The organism is Halioglobus sp. D3-4 (genome assembly GCF_055809315.1).
Genome location: NZ_CM147907.1, coordinates 4,960,904 through 4,983,559 on the forward strand (window position 1 = coordinate 4,960,904; position 22,656 = coordinate 4,983,559).

The following is a 22,656-nucleotide window of genomic DNA, read 5'->3' on the forward strand; positions in this document are numbered from 1 at the left end:
GAATGTCGCTACTCGTTCAGCTGCTTGAGGTACTCGGTATAGGTAGCGGCGGAGAATGGTCTGCCGAGAAAATCCTCCACCAGTTGCGCGGCGGGTTTGCTGCCGCCTGCCTCCAGCACTTTCTCGCGGTATGCGTGGGCCGTAGCTGTATCGCGTAAACCCTCGCGCTGAAAGCGGCTGAAAAGATCTCTGGATATCGCCTGTGACCACTGGTAGGTGTAATAGTTGGAGGAGTAGCCGTTGAGGTGGCGGAAGTTGTTGTAAAAATGTGTGTCCTGCACATAGGGCAGGGGAGAGTAGAGTGTTTGAAGCTCTATCAATAGCGGAAGCAGCTCGAACTCGTCGGGGTCGCGGTTGTGGTAGTTCAGAGCGAGATTGGCATAGAAGATCTGCGCTGCGGTATTTGTTGCCTCGCCGAACTGCCGCGCGGCGTTCATTTTTTCCACCTGTTCGGGGGGGAGGGTTCGACCCTTTTCATCGATGGCAAATTCCCGCAATGTCTCGTAGTTCCACGCCCATTCCTCCAGCATCTGCGAAGGCGCCTCGACGAAGTCCCGCTCCATGGACATGCCTGAGATGTCAAACCAATGTTGACTGCCAGAAAACATATTGTGCAGCAGGTGCCCGAATTCATGTAGAAAGGACTCAAGCTGTTTGTGCTCCATCAAGCCTTTGGAAAAATTGGTGGCCAGGCCGGATAGCGGGACCTGCCTGTCCTTGAGTCCCCGGCGCAGGGTCCAGTGTGCGGCGTGTCCGTACTTGTTGTCGCGGGGGTGCATGTCGAGGTAGAAGCGCCCAATGACTTTGCCCTGTTCGCGAATTTCCCAGGCGGTGACGTCCGCATGCCAGGTCGAGGTGCGCCACGGCACGATCTCAACGCCAAACAGATTCTCTGTCAGCAAAAATATACCTGCCTGCACCTTCTCGAAGTGGAAGTAGTTGCGTATCTCGCGCACATCCAGATCGAACGTTTCCTGCTGGACGAGGTGCTCCAGCCAGTCGATCTGCCATGCCTGTACCTGCTCCGCGAGAGGGTACTCCTGTCGGAGTCGCGCCAGCAGATCTGCCATATCCCTAGCAGCAGGTTTTTTCACGGCATCGTTTAATTGTGAAAGAAAACGTTCAACGGTGTCCGGCCCGCTGGCCATAAGTCCATCCATGGCCAGCTCAGCGTAGTTCTCGTAGCCCAGCAGCAGGGCTAACTCGTGCCTGTGTGCGATGAGCGATTTCAGGGTATAGCTGTTGGCAGGGCTGGCGATATTCTTGGCAGCCTTGAACATTTGATACCGCAGCGTGTCATCTACCGCGTATTTCATGACGGGTAGGTAGTCGGGGTAATCTGTCGACAGGATTACAACACCCTGTTCGTCAGCCGGATGTGAATCGAGATAATCCTGTGGCAATCCCTCCAGCTCCGCTGTTGTTGTCTTTACATAGCGTTTATCCAGGCGAATCGCTTTCTCGAATGCACTGCCCAGTCGGGTGATTTTCGTTATCAGGGTGCGCACTTTGTCGCGCGTTGCAGTATCGCGATCCACTCCTGCCTGTCGAAAGGCTTTGAGTTTTTTCTCGACCATGAAGCGCTCCGATGCGCTGGCCTGTATCAGGTCGATATGTGCTATGCGCTGATAGAAAGCAGGGGAGAGACTCACGGCAGTCATAAAGTCGGTGTAGCGCGCGACACAGGACTCGGCAGCGCTTTGCACCTCAGGGTCGGGGTGAACCGCTTTCATATACCAGACATGTTCGATGGCCTGCAGGTCGATCATCATGGCATCGTACGCGCCAAAGACACTTTGCAGAGAGGCGGGACCTTCCGCGTGTTCGATTGCAGTGAAAGCCACCGTGGCATTCGCCAGCACCTCGTCGCACTGCGCGGTGAACTGAGCGGCTGATACATTGAAATCCCAGCCATCAGCTGCGTTGGAATAGTTGCCTGCGGCAATTGCGGTTTTATCAACGGCAAGGCAGAGGATGAGTATCAAGTGCGGCCCGTATCTGAGTACTGCCAATGCGTTGCCCCCGTTAAAAAAAATTATCACACGGCACCGTTAACAGGTGGCGGGTCGCGCGACTGTAACAATGCTCCTATCGAGCATTCTACCTGAATAAAAAAGCACTGCCGCACCCCGAGGAAGGGGGCGACAGTGCTGCAGAGTCCCCGCGTCAGGCTGCGGGAACGACCTGGGGATTATCGTCGGCAGCCTCGCGGCGTATGCGTGCGATCAGCGGAAACAGCACCACTGCCATAATCGGCGCAAAAACGGCCAGCAGGATCCACAGTGTTGAGGTCACGCCAAACCTGTCCAGCGCGTAACCCAGCAGCGGTCCAGTGCCGATGAAAACGGCCCTCACCGCGAGGCTGACCAGTGAGTTGACCGTGGCGCGATAGCTGCCTGGCACGCGTCGATTCAGTGCTTCGTAAAACAGGCTCATACTGAGTCCGCGGCTGATCTGCAGTGCAAAGCCGAACATCACACCGATCCAGCCTGTGCCCAGTGCCATACCGAGCAACCCCAGAACTGGCAGTGCACCGATCAGGCACAGCACCCCGGGAGTGCCCAGGCGTCGCTCCAGCGCACCGGCAAAATTGGCAGACAGGCTCACGGTGAGTGCAAAAGCCGCCCAGATATAGCCGTTCCACGCGATAGGCACGCCCTGGAATTCCCAATACTTCTGGTAAATCCAAAACACATAGACTGCCAGCAAGCCGAACGCGGCGATCGCAAAGGCTGTCCACAACACCACTGGCTTGCCGAACAGCAGCAACCCCATAATGGACTTGGCATTGTTGCGATGGTTGACATCCAGAACAGGCCTGGGAACTTCTACCAGTGTCAGCGCCAATAACAGCGGCATGAGACCGATAATTGCCTGTGCGATGACGACGGCATCGAGAGACCACAGCAGCAGTACGCTGGCTGAGATACCCGCGATACCGGATGCGGCCGCTTCAATAGAAATCAATCGGCTGAGTGATTTACTGGCGCCGGCACCGGCTGTCTCCCCCTGCTCGTGCAGGTATACTTCCGTGTCATACAGCAATGCCAGATCCGCACCCGAGACGAGGCTGACGCCCACACCCAGCACGACTTCAAAAATCAGGAAGTCGACAAAGCTGTCCGCGCGCAGCAGGCACAGGAAACCGATGGCAAAAAACACGCCGCCCAGCACAATAGCGCGGCGCCTTCCCCACATATCGGCGATATACCCGGACGGAACCTCAAACAACGCGATAGTCAGTGCGAACAACGCTTGTGTCTGCAGTACCTGGTTCATGGACAGCTCGTGTCCTTGCAACAGCGGCACGATCACAGGATTGATTACCGTGAAGCTGTTGAAGAAGCCCAGCAGGTAGATGTTTCGAATATTGTTGTGCAGTGACCTTTTCACTTTCCTTGTCCCTTTCTATTCCGGGGACCCTGAAGGTGGAGGCAATTCTTGCAGAAATAAAAAAAGGCCTCCGGAATCAGGGTTCTCGGAGGCCTTTTTTTAAAGAGTAGTTACTTCAAGTGCTTCCAAAAACCTCGCGCTCTGCCCACAGACAGGCCGCCGGCATCACGACAATCGAGTCGTGGCGCTTACGAGTGCTTGTATGTGTGTAAGAGGTGCTCATGAAGTTCACTTCAACGTTAAAAAATAGTCAGTGCCAAATGGCAGGGGGCGTATAATGCGCCTGCTCACTAACCACGTCAATTAAAGAATGTCAAACAGGGAAAAGTTCACAATTCAAGAGGGGCTCCCCAACTGACTCTGTTCGCGGTATTCTCTGGTGGACGATATTAAGGAGAAGCCTCATGTTGAAGAATTTTTGCGGTTCGGTTTTATTGGGTTTTGCTGTGTGTATTCCTGCAGTGCACGCAGATGAGCTTGGCGATGCGGCCGAAGCATTGTGCGAGAAGGTAAAATCGTGTGCGCTGGCCCAGATGGAAGGGCAGAATATCCCGGCTGAAACGCGTCAGATGATGCAACCTATGTTAGACAATATGTGCACGCAGGTCCGTGGCAGGATTGGCGAAGTGCCCACTGGACATCCGCTATACCAGCCCGCCGTGGCCTGTATGGAAAGTATGAATTCACTCACCTGCGAGGCCATGCAGGACGGCGGCGACATGGCAACGCCCGAGTGCGAAGAGTATGAAAAACTGGCGCGCGAAGCCGGCGAGTAACTTTTGAGAAATCCTGTGGTCCAACAGGACAACAGGAATAATTTCCTGAAACTGAACTCTCTTCAGCTACCAGCAGCTGAAAGGGAGTTTTTGTATACGTTTGTCAACCTAATAAACCGAACAATAATGGTATGAGTATGCGACATGTAATTGCTACATTGATTTGCTCCGGAATATTTGCGGTGTCAATGACCGGCTGCAGCAACAGCAGCGATAGCGACAACAATTCCACCACCACTACTCCGGTAGCCGTTCCGCCGGATGAAAACTCGGTGTTTGAGGTGGCCAATGGTTGTTATGCCGTTTCACCGGACGGCGGGGAGAGCTTTCTCTCGGCACTCGATTTCAGCGTAGGTACACCGGGCGCAGGCTGGCAGTCAGATATCGATGCTGTATTGGATGCCACGCCCGGTGACAGTCGCTTTTTATTCAGGCCCTCCGATCTGGGTAAATACCTGTTGTACGATCACCGCAAACTCTATCTGACATCGGACGGCCAACGCTTGTTGTCGCAAGCCTTTTTGGCGCCGGACATCAGCGAGGTGGATGGTGAAGTCGTGGTTGAAGATCGGAAGCAATCCGAGGGTGAGTGGCAACTGATCGCCGCACCGGATGGCCAGTTCATGATGCAACATATTCTCACAGGCACTTATATAGGTACTGAAGGTGAGATGGTGGCAGAGACTGATGCGGCCATGTTGTCACTTGAGATGCAGACAGATTGCGCCGAATTTCCCGAGCTGTCCGTTGACGCCACCGGTGAGGTGGCTATGACGGAGTTCGAAGACGGTTCCCTGTTTGGTTTTGTTGAAACGCACTCTCATATGTTCACCAATCTTGGCTTTGGCGGCGGTGGTGTATTTCATGGCGCACCTTATCACCCGCTGGGCGTGGAGCATGCACTGCCCAGTTGTGAGTTGAATCACGGTGTAGATGGGCGCAGGGATTTCATGGGCGCTACCTTCAATGAAGGCGTAGGTGATTTCAATGACCTGCTGCCGGCAGTCGCAGTAGGCCAACTGCCGCAGAAAGATCACGATACCGACGGCTACCCAACGTTTACCTCATGGCCGGCTGCACCGCACAGTGCAACCCATCAGGTACAGTATTACAAATGGCTGGAACGCGCGTATCTGTCTGGCCTGCGCCTGTTGGTACAACACGCAACAACCAATCAGGTATTGTGCCAATTGGTCACCGGTATCGGGGCCAACCCCAAGCGCTACGATTGTAATGACATGATTGCTGTGGACAGAATCATCGAGGCGACCTACGCGCTTGAGCGCTATATCGATGCACTGGCAGGTGGCCCCGGCAAAGGCTGGTTCCGCATTGTGTTCAGCCCGGCAGAGGCCCGCGAGCAGATCAAGGCGGGCAATCTCGCGGTGGTCCTCGGTATCGAGACCTCCGATTTGTTTGATTGCTATCTGGTGCCGTTCGGTGATTTCAGCAAGTGCACGGAGGAAGACGTCTTGGCCAAGCTGGATGACTACCACGCCAGAGGCGTACGTGTGATCTTCCCGGTACACAAATTCGACAATGCATTTTCCGCCGGCGATGGTGACAGGCGTGTAAGCGATGTGGGTAACTTCGGGCACACCGGGCACTATTCGAACTTCGTGGAATGTCCGGAGGAGCTGCTGACCTTTCCCGGTGGTTTCGACAAGGGCGGGCTAAACTTTGCCAATCTCAATCAGCCGCGTGACGTGTACGATTCGCCGCCGCCATTTGATGTGAGTGCGTTCGATACCAACCCCGTAGGCGTATTGCTGCCCAGGCTCGATCTGCTCGCTGGCGGACCGTTGGTTGGCGAGTACTGCCAGAATCATGGATTTACCGACCTGGGTGAATTCCTGATGACGCAGCTAATGAACCGGGGCATGATCATCGAAGTCGACCACTTGCCGAGAAAGAGCTACAAACGTGCATATGAGATTCTCGAAGAGAACGATTATCCCGCTGTTGGCAGCCACGGGCGCCATAACAATGGGCGGCTGTACGCATTGGGCGGTATGTCAAAGTTCAATTTCGGTCGCTGTCGCTCCGCCGATACACCGGCGACCATGGACGACGGTCTGCAACAACGCGTGGCGTTAATGCGCGATGCAGGTGCCTTTGAAGCAGAGGGTTTTGGCTTTGACCTCAACGGCTTTGCGGGTGCACCCGGGCCCCGATTCGGTGAAAAAAGCGGCTGTTCTGATCCGCAGTCGGACCCTGTCACTTACCCCTTTAAATCCTATGCCGGCGATGTGACGCTTGAACAACCGGTGGTGGGCAACCGCACGCTGGATTTTAATACCGAGGGTATGGTTCACCTGGGTCTGGTCGCTGAGCTGATTGAAGATGTGCGCCGCGATGGTGTGACCGACGAGGAACTGGAGCCGTTGTTCAAATCGGCCGAAGGCTATATACGGCTGTGGGAAAAGTCGGAGCGCCGCGCTGCAGAAATGGGGCTGTAGCTTCTAGAGGTGCCCCCTGCGTTGGCTAATTTAATCTAGTGTCGGGTATGATGCCCGCTGCTAATCAGCGGGTGATTTCCCGCATTCGCCCGATAAATAATAGTGGTATAACTATGCGAACTCTTTTGTCCAGATTTACCTGTCTAACACTTCTGGCACTGCCGATGATCGGTTGCAGCAATGGCAGCAATAACAATAACGGCGCGCAGGGAGATACGGTGGAGCCCGTCGCGCCCAATGAGCAATCGGTTTTCGCAGCCGCCAACGGGTGTTTTGCAATCTCCACGGATGGCGGCGAGACTTTTCTGGCAGCGTCACCTGAAGGAGGTTCGACAGTCGCTGATGGTGAGGTTGTGGTTGTTGGTACATTCAGTCCCGATGCGACCTCAGCCACTGATGCCGCGCGTTTCCTGCTGCGTCCGTCCGATCTGGGAAAATACCTGCTGTTTGACGCTGGCGAACGCTACATGGTGTCCGACGGTCAGTCTCTGCAGCGGCAGAGCGCGCTGATGTCCGATGTGACCGAGGTCGACGGCAAGGTCGTGATAGACAGTGATATGCAGTCCGAGGGCGAGTGGCAATTACTCGCCGCACCCGATGCGCGTTTTATGCTACAGCACATAAAGTCGGGCAATTATATCGGCGCAGCTGGCACCATGGTCGCTGAGGCGGAAGCGGCCGACCTGATGCTGGTGGAAGTGGAGGCGTGTGCCGAGTTTCCCGAGCTATCGCTCGATGCAACCGGCGAAATAGCCGTCACCGAATTTGATGATGGCTCGGTGTTCGGCTTTGTAGAGACACACTCCCATCTGTTCACCAACCTCGCATTTGGGGGCGGCGGAGTGTTTCACGGCGCACCCTTCCACCCACTCGGCGTGGAGCACGCCCTGCACGACTGCGATATTACACACGGTATCGATGGTCGCAAGGATGTGATGGGAGCGGGCTTCTCAGATGGTGATATCGAAGCGCTACTACCGGCGGTCTTTACCGGTCAACTACCTGAGAAAAACCACAACACAGAAGGCTACCCTGTATTTCGGGACTGGCCGAATGCGCCCTCCAGTTCCACCCACCAAACTCAGTACTACAGATGGCTGGAACGGGCCTACCTTTCCGGTCTGCGTTTGCTGGTGCAGCACGCAACCACCAATGAATTTTTGTGCAAACTGACGGCTGGTATCGGCTCTCAGGTTAAGCGCCATGATTGCAATGACATGGTCAACGTCGATGCCATTCTGGATGCCACGTTCGCGATGGAGCGATATATAGATGCACTGTCGGGAGGTCCCGGTGAGGGCTGGTTCCGCATTGTGTACAGCCCGGAGGAGGCGCGCGAGGAGATCATTGCCGGTAATCTGGCCGTTGTTCTCGGAATAGAGACGTCTATCCTGTTCGATTGCTATCTGGTCCCGCCCGAGGGGTTCAGCAGATGTACCGAAGCAGATGTGATCGCCAAACTGGATGAATACCATGACAAGGGGGTGCGTGTACTGTTCCCGGTCCACAAGTACGACAACGGGTTTTCCGCCGGCGATGGCCATCGTGGAATTATCGATATAGGCAATTTTGGCCACACAGGGCATTTCAACAACTACATTGAATGCCCTGCTGAACTCCTTACATTCCCCGGTGGCTTCGACAATGGCGGTCTGGCATTCGCTGACCTCAATCAACCGCGAGAGGTGTATGACTCCACACCGCCTGTCGACACCAGCGGTTTTGAGGAAAATGTTGTTGGAACGCTGCTCCCCCATCTGGACAAGATTACCAGTGGTCCCCTGGCCGGGGAGTACTGCCAGAATCACGGCCTGACTGATCTCGGTGAGTTTCTGATGGCGGAAATGATGAAGCGCGGCATGATAATCGAAGTCGACCACATGCCGAGGAAAAGCTACAAGCGCGCCTACGAAATTCTCGAGGAAAACGACTACCCTGCGATGGGTACACATGGTCGCCACAATAATGGCAGGTTGTACAAGTTAGGCGGGATGTCGAAATTCAACTTCGGCCGCTGCCGCTCGGCCGACGAAACTGCCACCATGGATGATGGCTTCCAGGAACGCATCCAACTGATGCGTGATATGGGCACCTTCCCTGCCGAAGGGTTTGGTTTCGATTTCAATGGTTTCGCTGGAGCGCCCCGGGCCCGGTTTGGAGACAATGCAAGGTGCTCCAGTCCGCAGACCGATGAGGGTATTTCGTATCCCTTTAAGTCCTATGCGGGAGACGTGACACTGCAACAGCCTGTAGTGGGTGAGCGTACGCTGGATTTCAATACCGAGGGCATGGTGCACCTGGGCCTGGTAGCGGAACTCATCGAGGATGTACGGCGCGATGGCGTGACCGATGAGGAACTGGAGCCGCTGTTCAAGTCGGCTGAAGGGTATATCAGGGTGTGGGAGAAATCCGAGCGCCGTGCAGCAGAGATAGGCCAACAATCGCCCTAGGCGAACGGATGGTATGGGTCGGCGCATTGTCTGCGTCGGCCTTTATTGAATGCGGCCATATGGCCCGAGCCATCGCAGCTACTGTTTATCGCGTAGATCACCTACACTTCCAGATCTATGAGCGATAAAACCCCGAATCATCACCTCAGCCCCATGGCCTGTCCCAGGCAGTTGGCCGATGTCGATTTGTTTGGTGCCGGTGCACAGGAACACTGGTACGAGGCCTATCCGATATTGCATAAGGAAGCTCCCGTACAAGTACTTTCGGGCGCAGGTCCGGACGGCGCCAGCGATGTGTTCGTATTGAGCCGCTATGAAGATATTGAACGCGTGGTCAAGGATCCGCAGCGCTTCACGCCCGTGATGAGCCAACTGGTTGAGGGTTTGCAGGCTACACTCGACCGTGGCGAGGAGCCGCCGCCGGATGCCTCGCGCTTTGATCTTGCGCTGGATTCCGTGCGCACACTGCGCCCGACCCTAGAGTTGTGGCGCGCGCACCGACAGGAGCTGACCGATCCCTGGGTTGGTCCGGGCGCCAAGCGCCACGCGCAGATGATTACCGAAGTCACCGACACTTTGATCGACCGCTGGATCGACCGAGACAGGGAAACCGGTGAGGGCACAGTCGAATTTATTGACGAGTTCGCCCGGCCGCTGCCACAAATTGTGATGGCCAGAGTGTTGGGCTTTCCTGTTGAAGATGTGCCGCAACTCGCGCAGTGGGGTGCGGCGCAGGTCATGCAATACGTCTACGGCCAGGGCCCTCTCAACCAGCTGAGTGAAGAGCAAAGCACATTGCAGGCGCAGCGCCTCGAGGGTTTTGCGGAGTATCTCGCCGACCAGGTGGCCAGCAAACGCCGCCGGCCACAGGACGATATGATCAGTGCGTTGACACAAACGCATTATCGGGCACTGGATCGCAAACTGACCGACGAGGAAGTCTACGGTATCGTTTACTTTATGGTGCTCGGCGGGCTTGAAACCACTCAGTACGCACTGGAGGAAGAGGCTCAGCTACTGTGCGAGAACCTCACCCTGTTTGCTACGCTCAAGGCGTCGCCGGATAAGATCCGTGCGTTCACCGAAGAGGCCATGCGCCTGCGCGCGCCCACGCAGGGGTTGTCCACCCGTGTCACGACGCGAGAGGAAGAGTTTCAGGGGGTTCGTATCCCCGCCGGTTCGATTCTTCATATACGCTTCGGTGCCGGCAATGTCGATCCACAGCAGTATGCCTGTCCCTACCAGCTCGATCTGCAGCGTAAATCATTGGGCAACCATCTGACTTTCTCCCAGGGGCCGCGCACCTGTCCGGGGGCGGGGATCTCCCGTCTTGAGCAGGTCATCGCCTGGGAGCGGTTGTGTAAGCGGCTCGGCCGCCTGGAGTATGCGCCGGGAAACACTTTCGAACACCAACCCGGTGTTATGCTCGGTACAGTGTCCCTTAAACTGCGTTTTGCCCGCGCGCTCAGGTGAAGGGTTTAGAGCGCGCCCAGACATGTGCGCCCTCGCTGCTTACCCAGCGTACAGCATTGCACACCATTTTTTGAAAAAACGGGTTGCCCATGGCGCTGGCATCATCGCCGCCCTGCAGATAAACAATTGGACTATTGCCCCAACTTTTTACCCAGCCGACAAGGTTACTCCCCGGTGGGTGTGACCAGCCCTTGCGTGAGTTCATCTGCCCGGCTACGGCACTGGCCGCCGAATAGAAATGCTGTTGCTCAAAGGTGTAATCGCTGCGCAGCAGCGGGATAACATCCTCTTCAAATACCGGGCACAGGTAGAGTTCATCGGTGATCTCGAAGTGCTGCGGAAGACCTTCAAGTATCGGGTGTGAACCGACGGTACTCACCCGATGTGTAACCTGGTGACAGTAGCCGGAATCAGGCCATTGCTGTCCGCGCAGTGTCGCCGGGCGATAGTGAAAACGTCCGCCCACAACTTCCGCGTACTCTGGCCACGCCGGCCAGGCGGCAAGCGCGTGATGCATAAACACCATGCCGACACCGGCGTCTAGCATCGCGAGGTAGTCACGTACAAAACCGGGGTTGGGTGGTATCAGCTGCGGTGGTTGGGCCGCAGTGAAATCCACGCCTGGCATGTCATAGCACAGGATGGCATCGAAATTATCAGCCGCGCCTGGTCCCAGGTGTTGCTGAGCCAACGGTTGCTCAACGTGGCAGGTATCGAACTCATCCAGCGGGCTGACCAGTGCGGCGAAGGCCTCACGATCATAGGGATGGCCGCGGGCGATGGTGAGCAGTCTGCGCTGGGCGCTGTAGTTGATGATGCTCATGCTCTCGCCTCAGGCCCGCGAAATGTCGTGGGCCGGACATGATGCGGTTGATCGCAAGGTATTAGCCTACTGCTCAAAGGTATCGGTATCTACACGAAAGAACTCGAAGGGCAACTGCAGTGGCAGCATGAGCACAAAATTCACTACTTCGCTCTTGATGACGTAGAGTTGGGATTCGGCAACAGTCGCTGTCGATAGGCCGCTGATCTGCGGCATGTTTACGACCTCTGCTGAAGTGAAATCCGCATTGGGGCGCGCACGACTCACGGTGTTGTCGGAGACGCTGTAGAGGTCACCCTGCAGTACTGCAAGACCATCCGGTGCGGGCAGGGCGTCACCGCTGAGTGTCACGGTATCGATGGATTCGGCACTGGGCAGGCTAACGCGAAACAGTGTCGCCGGTGCAAATTTGGCAACGATTAGCGCGTTGCCATCGGGGCTGATTGCGATCCCGTTCAGGCCGAGGTCAAAACCGGTAATATCGGCAAATCGCGGATCCGTGGCAAATATCGCACCGCTGCCGGTGCCGGCATCAAGCCGGTAGATATTTGGGTTGGCGGGATCGGTGACGTAAGCGATGCCCTCGTCGTCAAGTACCAAATCATTGCAGGATCCGTTGGGCGAAATGGCGCCGAGGAAGAACTCCATTGTCATTTCGGCGGTAGCGAGATCAAACACCCACACCCGGTTGTCACCGCCATCCATCTGCTGCGCACACGCCCATAGCAGTCTGCGCTCGGCGTCGACTTTTGTACCCCCCACCTCTGCCCGGTTGTCCGCCGGGTAAAACACGGATTCCGCACCCCCAGCATCAATGCGCGTGATGCCTCCACCCTGCAAGCTGGTTGTGTAAAACATGCGTTCCACGGGGTCGAACGCAATGCCCTCCGGTACGCTGTCCGGACTGCTGAGTTCATAGCGTTCGGCCAGCGGTGTCGCCGGGCTGTCGGACGGTTTGGAGTCGTTGGAATCGCTGCAGGCCGCCGTGAGCGCCAACGAGCAGGCGAGAAGAAGAAAGTGTCTTTGCATATCGAGGCGTTCCTGTTTCTAATTGTTCGGTGTGGAACAGCATTACAGTTTGTCAGAGGCTACCAAGCTTTCTCTGCCAGCACAAAGGCGGCGCGCTCACATTGCTCGCCCGGCGGCTTGTGCAGTTTATGTATTCGCGGCATCTTCCGCCATAAGATCATAGCCCCATGCCTGAATGGTCGCCTCGTGCTGTGTAAATACTGCGTTCATCGTGGCGATGTCGGTGGCGCTGAGTGCGGCGATTTTTTTGCCGTTTAAATCGGTGATAGGTCGGTTGAGCGTGCCGTCGATGGAGTGAATCTCAAAGCTTGCCTGTGGATTTATATCGCCAAGTTCAGGTGCGAAGCTTGCCAATTCACCACAAGCCCGCGCCGGATACTGCACCAGCGATTCATAGGTCATCACCAGTGCATCGTCCAGTTCCCGCGCATTGGCAAGTTGTGTACGCAGACACATTGCGGCGAAGTTTGCAGCGCGCTTTGCTGTCCAATTGTTGTGTCGCATCAGCCCCTCCGCCTGCGCATAAGGGTTTCTTACCATGACAATGAATCGCACCGGCTCGAAGTGTTGCAGAATCTGAGCCGTTCGAATCATGTTGGGTGGACTCTTCTCCAGCAGCAGTGGTTTAGTGTTATCCCAGTATGTTTCCCAGACGCGTTTTATCTCATCCCAGGGCAGCGGGGCCTCGGCTTTCCAGGGGCTCGCCCGCATTATGTCCTTGAGTTCGGGAAGGAATTGGCCCTCATGTGGTAGTGAAGACACATTAGCGGAGGTAGACAGCAGCTTCCACAGAAGCGTAGAACCGGAGTAGGGTGGACAAAGCAGGAATAAGTAGGACGACATGGACGTGTGGTGCCATCGGTGATTTGAGCACAAACTTGCTGTAGGCTGCACACTAGCAGAGCATGGCAGCATGTTCCAGAGCCCGATGTATTCGGGTTTTCAACTAGGGAGAAGGTTATGGTAGGCGGATTCGGTATAGGCGCGATTTCATTTCTGGCACTGGCAATTATTACCGTACTGGCGGGGGCCAAAATGGTTCCGCAGGGTGCGGCCTGGACGGTCGAGCGGTTTGGCCGATATACCAAAACCCTGAAACCGGGGTTGAATATTATCGTGCCCTATATCGACAGGGTCGGGCACAAGGTCAATATGATGGAGACAGTGCTGGATATTATCCCGCAGGATGTGATCTCCAGTGACAATGCCATGGTCACCACCGATGCCGTGTGTTTCTACCAGGTGCAGTATGCAGAAAAGGCCGCCTATGAGGTCAACGATCGCGATCGTGCGATGCAGAATCTGGTGATGACCAATATCCGCGCGGTGATCGGCTCGATGGAACTGGATGCCATGTTATCCAACCGCGACCAGATCAATGCGCAATTGCTATCCAAGGTGGACGAGGCCACAACGCCCTGGGGTATCAAAGTCACACGCATCGAGATCAAGGATATTGCGCCGCAACAGGATCTGGTGGAATCCATGGCCCGGCAAATGAAAGCGGAGCGTGAGAAGCGCGCTACTATTCTGGAAGCCGAGGGTCAGCGCCAGGCGGCTATCCAGGTGGCGGAGGGACGCAAGCAAGCACAGATTCTGGCCGCCGAGGGCGAGCTTGAGGCCGCTATGCGCGAGGCAGAAGGGCGGGAGCGACTGGCAGAGGCCGAGGCGAAGGCGACCCAGATGGTGAGTACCGCGATTGACGAGGGCAATGGACAGGCGATCAACTACTTTATTGCGACTAAATATACCGAGGCGCTGGGGCAACTGGCGGCCTCATCCAACAATAAAGTGATGATGATTCCGCTGGAAGCGTCCAGCCTGATAGGGTCTCTGGGTGGTATTGCAGAGTTGGTCAAGCAGACCAGTACCACGGATGAAACAGCGGCCTGAGTGAGGGTATTACGTGGAACTTTTTGATCAGATTCACGCCTGGCACTGGTTTGTACTGGCGGTTATTTTGGTCGTACTTGAGCTGACTACCACCACGGGCTTTTTGCTCGGAATCGCTTTTGCGGCGTTGGCACTGTCGGGTATCCTGCTGATAGTAACCGGCCTGTCCTGGGATTGGCAGTTCCTGATCTTTGGCGTGCTCTCTGTGGCGTTGACTTTGTGCTACCGGGCCTATTTCAGGCCAGACAACGATGCCAGCGACAACCCACTGTTAAACGATCGCGCGGCGCAGATGCTGGGGAAATCCTTCGTACTGGGCATTGATCTGGACGGCAGTGGCGCCGATATGATCGGTGACACTCGCTGGGCGTTGCGTACTGCCGGTAGGATAGAGCGAGGTACCCGAGTGCGGGTTGTCAGTGTCGAAGGTATGGTGCTCAGCGTAGAGGAGCAATAGTACTGCGCTTTTCACGCGCGTAATAACTTCCGCGTCAAAAGGTGGTTGGTAGGGCAGTGCCTTCGGCATGGCGTATTCCAATACAGGTGCGATCTCGCCGAGTGCACATTACACTATCGAGAATAGAGGCAGGTGCATCTCGCGATGCTATGCCTGTAAGACGGGCTCATCATTGAGTGCTACTGTGTGACCATCGTTAACCGGCATTACAACTACATTTTCATTCATGTACCAAAGGCCGCAGGTAAAAGTGTCAAGCAACACCTTACCCGGCACACCTATGGCTTCGCTGATCGCCATCGAGTGAATTTGGGTTTTGCGTTCGACGCCGTTGGTTCCTATGCAGCCCAACGCCCGAGTATCAGTCGTTTAATGCCGCGCTTTGCCGGAATTGGTTCAGACGCGCGGCTACGCGCTTACTGCCTGCAGCACAAGCTTCCCTCTGGTGCTCATTTGAGTGCGCAGCAAGTGTGTGAGCTGTTGGGCGATGAGGGGTTCGCGGAGATGTTTTCATTTGGCGTTGTACGCAATCCCTGGGACCGCTGTCTCTCGGCGTACTATTATTTGCGCGACAAACCGCTTCACCCGTTGCACAAGATTGCGGTATCGCTGTCATTTGAGTCATTTATGGAGGCGATGGAGAGCGGGCAAATACCGCACATAGGACAGCAGGCGCTGTGGTTGTGTGACAAGCAAGGCAAGCTGCAGGTGAACTTTTGTGCGCGCGTCGAGAGCATCAATCGGGATATGGCGCATGTGAACGATGCAATCGGGCTGCATGATTGTCCGTTTCAGGCACATACCAATGTCAGTGAGAAACGCGATCGCAGTTACCGCAACCACTATACTGAGAAAGCCGCCAGTATAGTTTCCAACATCATGCAGCTGGATATTGAACTATTTGACTATGAATATTGATACCGGGCCCAAGAGGTGAGAATAAACAGCCGGTAGTCAGGTACACCCAACTCCATCGGAATCCAATGGAGTTGGGTACTGACAGTACTCAGAAAGCTCGCCTATAAAGAGGCGCCGGCATTGTGCATTCAGGCTTAATCGGGGTCTCGCTGAATTCCCTGATCGATCCAGTGCCCTATTGCCTGGCACTCCTCCAGTGTGGCATCGGTGGGATGCGCACTGCCGAAATCAATGTCAGTGCTGTATTGGCCGTCTGTTCTACCGTCCATGCGCTCTCCCATACACTTCCAGTACAGCAGTGAATTAAGCGCGAGTTTCCCCACCCATTTACTGGTGTAGGGGCGAGGCAGGTTATAAGTGCCATTACCGACGGGTTGTCTGTCCATCCACGCCCAGTCAATCTGCTCGTAGTCCCAGGCAAGGCGCGAGTCCAGTAAGCCGTCATCGTTCTTCATATCGGTGTGGCAGCTGCTACATCGCCGTTCGAAGATGGGTTCAATGTCAGCCCATGTTGTGCGAAAGCCATTGTCTGGCGCAGGCTTGGTGCTTGCCGCGGCCTGGGTCCATGCAAAGCGTGCTTCAGGAGATTCACCAAGTTCAGCCGCGCGCTCCTCCGAGTGACCATCGTGGCAGCCATGACAGGTACGTGTTTCTCCCCTGCGCAGAGAGTGCACCTTGTCATCGTGGGCGAGCGTCATCTTGTTCTCGTCCTGGCCGAGAATCTGTATCGGTGTTTCACAGGGCACTTCCATACGTACAGAACCATCGTCCTCAATCTCTTGGTAACCCCACGTGGACACGCTTTTGAAACCGTGGTTGTTAGTGGTTTTACCGAAGGTGTCCTGATTACCATTTGAGTAGGTGACATCCCACATTTCAACTTCGTAAACGGTGAGGTACTTCAACTGGTCGGCGAGGAAGGACGGCTCCTCACTGTTCACAGCACACCCTTGAGAGGAGCACTGCTTGGACAGCGTGGTGTTCCAGTCGTAGGGGCTGACCGGTTGTAGCTCCGCCGCTCTGGCATCCACCACCTGCAAGAAACAGCTATTGCCCTGCAACCTTGTCGTCCGGGTGGGTATGGGTTGATCCCACAGTGACTGGTAGTTGGTGATGGCATCTGCATCGTAGATCTGCCATTCATCGCCGCCGGCGAGCAAGGTCATCTGTTTCGGATCAAAGGGGTTAGTGACCTGATCCACATGAACGCGGTATATACCTTTCTGGCACAGCGGCTCCCCGCCGGTCCACTGCAGGTTCGAGTTCTCTACGCGTGCGGACTCGTAGCAATTCCCTCGAGCGTGGGTCAGCATATAGTCATCTGTACCGGGTAGCGCGCTGGCATAGCCTGCTTTGCCCAACGCTTCGCCTGCGCCGTTGCGACGAACAGCGGTGTCCTGATCGTTGCCATAAGGTGTCAGCGCGACAAAGTCACTGGGAATGTAGGCGCCCGATCCCTCAGCATTATTGTTATGCAAATTGTGTTCAAAGTTATTGAGAACGGACACGCCTTCAATGCCGGGCCCCTTGTAACTCCAGCCGTAGATTATCCCCATGCTGCCAGTGTGATTGGCGCGGTAGTAATTGGAGACAGCCAGGTAGTTCTTGCGTATCTCAGCGGCAGAGCGCACCGAGCGCAGCTCCGAACTGCCTTCACCGCCGGTCACGTCATCGCTAAGCCAGCCACGGGTTTTCAGCAGGGGTGAATGGTGACCATTGAGTATGACATGGCCGCCGGCGCCATTGCCGTCGGTCTGGCATAGCCACCATTTGTTGATCTCGGTGCCCGGATTGTTGGTATTGCGAAACTTGGCGTCAAACGCTTCGTTAGCGTGCCCGTTCCAGCAGGAGTAGATGATGTCTCCGTTTGTCATAACCATGGGTGACAAGGCCATAGTCTCGTGCGGGCTGATATTGCGGGCGTTAGTACCATCGATATCGATAGTCCATATCTGCATCGACTTACCTTCGTTGCCATAGCCATAATACTGCGATACACCATACTCGGCGTTGAACCAGCGTTTGCGGCCATCGGGATAGGTGCCGCGATGCTGGCTGTATTGGCTTTTGTGCGGGTAGGTGTTGCCGCGATTGCTGGCAAACACAAGGGTATCGTTATCCAGCCACTCCGGCTGCCGGTCAATGGCGTTGCCGGGGTGATTGGGCAGAGGGCTGCTGACGCCGGATTCAATGTCATAGATGAAGATCTGTGCGTGGGTCAGGGCATGTATGTCGTAAATACCAAGCAAAGCACTGCCGAAGCGTACCTCTTCAAGATAGTCTCCGTAGCCAACGGAGTAGGCGATCATTTTGCCGTTGGGACTAACACGCGCTTCCTGCGCAACACAAACCTCATCAGATGTGGTGCAGTCGTGAATAACACGCCGGTTGCCGTTCAGGTCGTCAATGACAATATCTGCCTCGGCAATTCCCTTGTTGATACGACCGACGTCAGAGACATGCTGCCAGTTTGAGGCATCCGCGATTGAAGTACCGGGTACTGGCATTCTCGCTCTGGGCTGGCGGGTGTAGACAATACCGTCAAAAATGCCGCTGGCCTCCGGGTCGGGCTCGGGCTCCGGTTCTGTGACAGGATCAGGATCGGGCTCGGGCTCTGGTTCGGGCTCTGGTTCGGGCTCAGGCTCGGGCTCGGGCTCAGGCTCAGGCTCAGGCTCAGGCTCAGGCTCAGGCTCAGGCTCAGGCTCAGGCTCAGGCTCAGGCTCAGGCTCAGGCTCAGGCTCAGGCTCAGGCTCAGGCTCGGGCTCTGGTTCGGGCTCTGGTTCGGGCTCGGGTTCGGGCTCGGGTTCGGGTTCGGGCTCTGGTTCGGGCTCGGGCTCGGGTTCGGGTTCGGGCTCTGGTTCGGGCTCAGGCTCGGGTTCAGGCTTTGGCTCAGGTTGGGGCTCGGGTTTTGGTTCGGGCTCGGTCTGGGGGTTCTCCGGTTCCGGTTCCGGATCCGGTGTTTCTACCTGAGGTGGCGTGGGTTCTGGTGTGCTCGGCACGTCCTTAGCATTGCCGGTATCCACCGGCTCTTGCTGAACGTTATTGGATGAGCCATTGAACGAGGACGTTCCGTCCTCGCCGCCACCTCCACCACCGCCGCAGCTGGCGAGAGCGAGTGTCAGTGCAATGTACGTCGATTGAAAAATAAGTGTGCGCATAAGTGTTCTTCTTTACTGAATAAAATAAGTGGCCTGCTTCATGGCCGGCAGTGTTGTAGACAAAAGGCCTGCTTTGTTGCGCACCGAACGTTGAGCCTTTATAAATCGTGAGAAAGACCTGGGGGTGTCACAGCTATTGCGTTGATACAGGTTATGGGGACTAGTGAATGCGAACTGCGTCACGTTCGTTGGCATTGTTGAGTGCGTACTTTTTCCAGATGTGCGTGCCATGATTCTCGTTGCCCCGTGATTCGTCTGCTAAAAAATGTGGAACGATGTTTCCTTGGTTCGCGTGACTTCAATCCTGTGAAGCCATAAGCAAGAACATGCTTTTCGCGTCGTTCGTTGTGCGCTTCTGTGTATCGCTTTAGAGGTCATGCTATGTGCTTGGTGGAGAGGAGCGAAAGGAAAAACCCTACATTTCTCCAGTTTTTTGGTTATATGACGAAACAATCACGAGGCATATCGCATGCAAAAATTGTTTGGCAGGTGGGTATATTCCTGCCGAACAGGGAGTGCCCAGCGCTAGTTTTTCATTGCTGATAAAGATCGATTTTTAGAAGAGCGAACGTTGCATTTTCGACGTTCTTAGAGGGCGTTGAATGTGCAATAGTCTTGTCGCTGGAGAAAAAGGTAATCTTCGGAAAGTATGATTTACGAATTGCACACCGCACACCGCACACCGCACACCGCACATCGCACACCAAGGAATATGGATTACTGATCAAAGGTTGTTGATAGGAGATTGAGATCAGGCTCAGCGACAGCATACTTTTAGCTTGTGGTCGAAAACCCGAAATTTGGAAATTGGTACTACCTGGTAATGAGTGGAACCGGTCGCTGATTGCGGGAGATGCTCTCGCGCTATATGAATGTGTTTTCCAAGGTGCCCAGCGATACAATCCGCGAGGTCAACGTTTCGCCTTGACGAAGAAATTGCTGTGTTTAGCGGGACATACCAACGCCTTCCCGAGCCCCGTGAAAATAGTGTCACCGGGAAGGCGTTCGCAGATGGAAGAGAGATAGACAATCGCGGCAGACAGCTTTAGGTCAGCGAGTAGCAATGCACGATCCACGGTAAGAGGACGTTTCTGGTGGCAGCGGCGAGTTACTCCTCGGTAAATGCCGGCATACTGCGTACGTTTCCACCGGCTGCCGCCATGGCCAACTCGCGAAAGCGTTGGTTGGTGATTGGCCCGCCTTCCTCGGAGAGCTGCCGCACGACATCGTCAAGACTGTGTTTGCCGTCACTGGATGCACGAATCTCTGCGTCAATTGCACGCAATACGCCAACGGCCCTGGCCGTTGTTGCCCCTGACGAGCGTATGGAATTCAACGGCCCACTGCGCTCTCCCCAGGCAACCAGATCGGCGTGTGCCTTCTCAAAACGCCTCTCACTGATGGTGCCTGATCGCAGCAGAGTCTCAAGCGAATAGTATTCTGCCAGTCCCTCAACTATCCAGTCGGCGCCAGGTGCGCTCCTTGCCCCCATCGCAACGTGCACGATCTCGTGCAGCAGTGTGCTGGTGGCATTTTCACTGAGCAGCGGACGATCACTGTGTACGTAGAGCGAATTCGGAGCAGACAGCGCGCCGCGCCACATGGGGTCATCGGCGCCCACAATCAATAAACGCTCGGGAAACTGTGCAAACAGTTCCTGCAGCGTGGGTAGCGTCCAACGCAGGAACGCGAGCATATCCATGCGCCGCATATTCTGGCCTTTGGGTGCAGCAACCTTTACGAATGTGTCACCAATGGTTCCAGTGCGTGTACCGATATCGCCCATGACGATCCAGCCTGTGGGGCGATCAAACAGGCGATCGGGATTGTCGATTCGGAAACGTCCGCTGGTATATCGTGGGAAGGGCGTTGCCACGGACCACTGTGCCGGCAGGTTTAACTGCAACTTGGCGCGCGACTGTGTGCCATCCTCCATGTTTACCCGTGCTGGCGGAATCAGATCGTCGGCGCGGAAGATTGCCCAGTTATCGGTGACCAAACCGTCAAATCGACCCGATGCGCGGCGGCTCTCCAAATTGACGCTAAACTGCAGATAGGCGTCCTCCTTTGGCGGAACCCAATGCACACCCTCATCGCTTACCTCAATCGACCCGGTGCCTTTAAAATCAGTGTAGCGCTCTGGATCGGCCTTGAACGTCATCCACTGCACCCACTCGGGGTGGCGAGTGAGCCTCACCCGCACTGTTGCAACCGGGTTTCCGGGTTTGATCCACGCGGTATACAGCACACTATAGTGGGGGCGCTCAGCCTCCTGTGCCACGCCGTGTTGTGCCAGTGGCAATGCAAATAGAAAAGTAAGCAGTAAGTAGGACTTCAGTCTCATCAATAATGTCTCAGCGAAGAGCACCCGCTGTGGCCAAAGTCTGCCATCCGGGTGCGGTTATGTATTCAGCATCCATTGCCAGTTGCAGAACAATTTCTCAGAGCGGTTTCAGGGCGATACGCAAGCCATTCTTCGGCATCTCCATCGGCACCGCCCGGATTTGCGGGTTGTGGCCAGGGTCCAGCGCGACGCTGTATTGATGCAGCAACTGGAACAGGAATATTTTCGTTTGCATCTCGGCGAAGTGCAGGCCGAGACATTTGTGTGCACCACCGCCGAACGGCAACCACTGGAAACTGTTGCGTTTGTGTTCGGCGCGCGCCTCTGAGAAGCGCTCCGGATCGAAGGTCTCCGGCGCAGTCCAATGCTCCGGCAGGTAGTGCATCAGGCGTATCGACACGAACACCGAGGTATTGGCGGGCAGGGTATAGCCGCCATACTCCAGTTCCTTGATCGAGCGCCGCGTAATGCCCGGTACCGGCGGATGCATGCGCAGTACCTCGCGGAAGAAGCTGTCCAGTTCCGGCAGGGCGGCGAAATCGTCCATCGACAAATGCTCGCCCTGTACAGCGCTGAACTCATCCCGCAGCCGCACCTGCCACTCGGGGTGTTCGCACAGAATGCGCGTCGCGGAGCTCAGTGTGCTGGTGGTGGTGTCATGGGCGGCGAACAGCAGGAAAATCATATGGTCTATGATCTCCTCATCCGACAGCTGGCCCTCCTCGTCCGAGGCCAGGCACAGCGATGAAAGGAAGTCATGCCCCGGGTTGGCCTTGCGCAACTGTATCTGGCTCAACAGGTACGTTTTGATGACCTCCCGTCCCGCCATGCCACGGCGCCATTTGCTGCCGGGCAAGGGTTTGCGCAGCAGTGTCAGTGTGGCATCGAGCATTGCAATAAACGCGCGCGACAGTGCCTGCGTGTCGCAGTCCGGGTCCTCGCCGAAAAAGGACTGGATCGCATTCTCCAGCAGCAGCCCCTTGAGGTAGGGAAACAGGTCAAAGTAAGTGCCCTGCGGCCAGGTATGAATGCCTTCATTGAGACAGTGATTGAGTGAGGTGCAGTAGGCTTCGAGCACCGGCCGCTTGAAGGCCTGCTGCAGCGCCCGCCGGTGCGCGCGGTGCTCGGAAAAATCCTTGAGCAGCAACCCACCCTCGAACAGCCCGCCGATGATGCGATTCCAGGCGGGTTCGGCGGCAAAGCTCTGCGCGCCGTCGAGCAGTACAAAGCGCGCCGCATCCGGCCCCACCAATCCCACACTGCGCTGAAACAGCGCCGAGGTGCGAAACACCGGCCCGTAGGTATCCAGCATCTGTTTGCCCGCTTTGTGGGAGTTGTACAGCAGATCGAAGGTGCGCCCGATCACGGGCAGGCCGTAGTCACCGGGAATATGGTCAAGGTTGGGGTTGGGGCGTCGTGGAAGCTCGTGTATGTGCACTGCTTTCTCTCCCTGTGGGATGTAACTGTGCGATAGAAATGCGCG

General features: G+C 55.8%; 15 protein-coding genes. 7 read left to right on the forward strand and 8 right to left on the reverse strand.

Annotated elements, in window-relative coordinates; translation table 11 throughout:
* Positions 1-8 precede the first annotated feature (8 nt).
* Together AC0L6S_RS21970 and AC0L6S_RS21975 are read right to left on the reverse strand one after the other, a co-directional pair.
* The gene (locus AC0L6S_RS21970; RefSeq protein ID WP_473426240.1) at positions 9-2,012 is read right to left on the reverse strand and encodes a M3 family metallopeptidase; all 2,004 of its coding nucleotides are present in this window, start codon (positions 2,010-2,012) and stop codon (positions 9-11) included.
* A 154-nt stretch (positions 2,013-2,166) separates the two neighbouring features.
* A complete protein-coding gene (locus AC0L6S_RS21975; RefSeq protein ID WP_473426241.1) occupies positions 2,167-3,393 on the reverse strand; it encodes an MFS transporter in 1,227 nt (408 codons plus the stop codon).
* A gap of 404 nt (positions 3,394-3,797) precedes the next feature.
* Between AC0L6S_RS21975 and AC0L6S_RS21980 the strand changes: the two genes are divergently transcribed.
* From AC0L6S_RS21980 to AC0L6S_RS21995, 4 genes are all read left to right on the forward strand, one after another.
* Positions 3,798-4,169 carry a hypothetical protein gene (locus AC0L6S_RS21980; RefSeq protein ID WP_473426243.1) on the forward strand — a complete coding sequence of 124 codons (372 nt, stop codon included), beginning with the start codon at positions 3,798-3,800 and terminating at the stop codon, positions 4,167-4,169.
* 137 nt (positions 4,170-4,306) lie between these two features.
* Complete coding sequence (locus tag AC0L6S_RS21985; protein ID WP_473426244.1) at positions 4,307-6,628, forward strand: hypothetical protein; 2,322 nt, start codon at positions 4,307-4,309, stop codon at positions 6,626-6,628.
* A 113-nt stretch (positions 6,629-6,741) separates the two neighbouring features.
* Positions 6,742-9,078, forward strand: a complete 2,337-nt coding sequence (locus tag AC0L6S_RS21990; RefSeq protein WP_473426245.1) for an amidohydrolase family protein — start codon at positions 6,742-6,744, stop codon at positions 9,076-9,078.
* A 117-nt stretch (positions 9,079-9,195) separates the two neighbouring features.
* The gene (locus AC0L6S_RS21995) at positions 9,196-10,551 is read left to right on the forward strand and encodes a cytochrome P450 (RefSeq protein ID WP_473426246.1); all 1,356 of its coding nucleotides are present in this window, start codon (positions 9,196-9,198) and stop codon (positions 10,549-10,551) included.
* Here the strand turns inward: AC0L6S_RS21995 and AC0L6S_RS22000 are convergent.
* The 3 genes from AC0L6S_RS22000 to AC0L6S_RS22010 form a co-directional block, all read right to left on the reverse strand.
* Entirely contained in the window at positions 10,544-11,374 is an 831-nt protein-coding gene (locus AC0L6S_RS22000) for a ThuA domain-containing protein (protein WP_473426247.1), read from the reverse strand. The two genes, AC0L6S_RS21995 and AC0L6S_RS22000, sit on opposite strands and share 8 nt — an antisense overlap.
* Positions 11,375-11,440: 66 nt before the next feature.
* Positions 11,441-12,403, reverse strand: coding sequence for an SMP-30/gluconolactonase/LRE family protein (locus AC0L6S_RS22005; protein WP_473426248.1), 963 nt, complete (start codon positions 12,401-12,403; stop codon positions 11,441-11,443).
* A 126-nt stretch (positions 12,404-12,529) separates the two neighbouring features.
* Positions 12,530-13,246: a sulfotransferase gene (locus tag AC0L6S_RS22010; RefSeq protein ID WP_473426249.1), complete on the reverse strand. Its 717-nt coding sequence runs from the start codon at positions 13,244-13,246 to the stop codon at positions 12,530-12,532.
* A gap of 117 nt (positions 13,247-13,363) precedes the next feature.
* On the opposite strand from AC0L6S_RS22010, the gene AC0L6S_RS22015 reads away from it, so the two are divergent.
* From AC0L6S_RS22015 to AC0L6S_RS22025, 3 genes are all read left to right on the forward strand, one after another.
* The gene (locus tag AC0L6S_RS22015) at positions 13,364-14,296 is read left to right on the forward strand and encodes an SPFH domain-containing protein (RefSeq protein ID WP_473426250.1); all 933 of its coding nucleotides are present in this window, start codon (positions 13,364-13,366) and stop codon (positions 14,294-14,296) included.
* Between the two features lie 13 nt (positions 14,297-14,309).
* The gene (locus AC0L6S_RS22020) at positions 14,310-14,753 is read left to right on the forward strand and encodes an NfeD family protein (protein ID WP_473426251.1); all 444 of its coding nucleotides are present in this window, start codon (positions 14,310-14,312) and stop codon (positions 14,751-14,753) included.
* Positions 14,754-14,939: 186 nt separating this feature from the next.
* On the forward strand, positions 14,940-15,671 hold the full coding sequence (locus AC0L6S_RS22025) for a sulfotransferase family 2 domain-containing protein (RefSeq protein ID WP_473426252.1): 732 nt from the start codon (positions 14,940-14,942) through the stop codon (positions 15,669-15,671).
* 134 nt (positions 15,672-15,805) lie between these two features.
* On the opposite strand, the gene AC0L6S_RS22030 is transcribed toward AC0L6S_RS22025, so the two are convergent.
* The 3 genes from AC0L6S_RS22030 to AC0L6S_RS22040 form a co-directional block, all read right to left on the reverse strand.
* On the reverse strand, positions 15,806-18,829 hold the full coding sequence (locus tag AC0L6S_RS22030) for an HzsA-related protein (protein WP_473426253.1): 3,024 nt from the start codon (positions 18,827-18,829) through the stop codon (positions 15,806-15,808).
* 1,108 nt (positions 18,830-19,937) lie between these two features.
* The gene (locus tag AC0L6S_RS22035) at positions 19,938-21,173 is read right to left on the reverse strand and encodes a M61 metallopeptidase family protein (RefSeq protein ID WP_473426254.1); all 1,236 of its coding nucleotides are present in this window, start codon (positions 21,171-21,173) and stop codon (positions 19,938-19,940) included.
* A 97-nt stretch (positions 21,174-21,270) separates the two neighbouring features.
* Positions 21,271-22,611 (reverse strand): cytochrome P450, encoded by a 1,341-nt coding sequence (locus AC0L6S_RS22040; protein ID WP_473426255.1) that lies wholly within the window; start codon positions 22,609-22,611, stop codon positions 21,271-21,273.
* Positions 22,612-22,656 lie beyond the last annotated feature (45 nt).

Bases quoted from the DNA above. Each gene is read 5' to 3' on its own strand.
- AC0L6S_RS21995 (WP_473426246.1), top strand. From the start codon at position 9,196: ATGAGCGATAAAACCCCGAATCATCACCTCAGCCCCATGGCCTGTCCC.
- AC0L6S_RS22030 (WP_473426253.1), bottom strand. From the start codon at position 18,829: ATGCGCACACTTATTTTTCAATCGACGTACATTGCACTGACACTCGCT.
- AC0L6S_RS22015 (WP_473426250.1), top strand. From the start codon at position 13,364: ATGGTAGGCGGATTCGGTATAGGCGCGATTTCATTTCTGGCACTGGCA.
- AC0L6S_RS21990 (WP_473426245.1), top strand. From the start codon at position 6,742: ATGCGAACTCTTTTGTCCAGATTTACCTGTCTAACACTTCTGGCACTG.
- AC0L6S_RS22010 (WP_473426249.1), bottom strand. From the start codon at position 13,246: ATGTCGTCCTACTTATTCCTGCTTTGTCCACCCTACTCCGGTTCTACG.
- AC0L6S_RS22000 (WP_473426247.1), bottom strand. From the start codon at position 11,374: ATGAGCATCATCAACTACAGCGCCCAGCGCAGACTGCTCACCATCGCC.
- AC0L6S_RS22005 (WP_473426248.1), bottom strand. From the start codon at position 12,403: ATGCAAAGACACTTTCTTCTTCTCGCCTGCTCGTTGGCGCTCACGGCG.
- AC0L6S_RS21980 (WP_473426243.1), top strand. From the start codon at position 3,798: ATGTTGAAGAATTTTTGCGGTTCGGTTTTATTGGGTTTTGCTGTGTGT.
- AC0L6S_RS22035 (WP_473426254.1), bottom strand. From the start codon at position 21,173: ATGAGACTGAAGTCCTACTTACTGCTTACTTTTCTATTTGCATTGCCA.
- AC0L6S_RS21985 (WP_473426244.1), top strand. From the start codon at position 4,307: ATGCGACATGTAATTGCTACATTGATTTGCTCCGGAATATTTGCGGTG.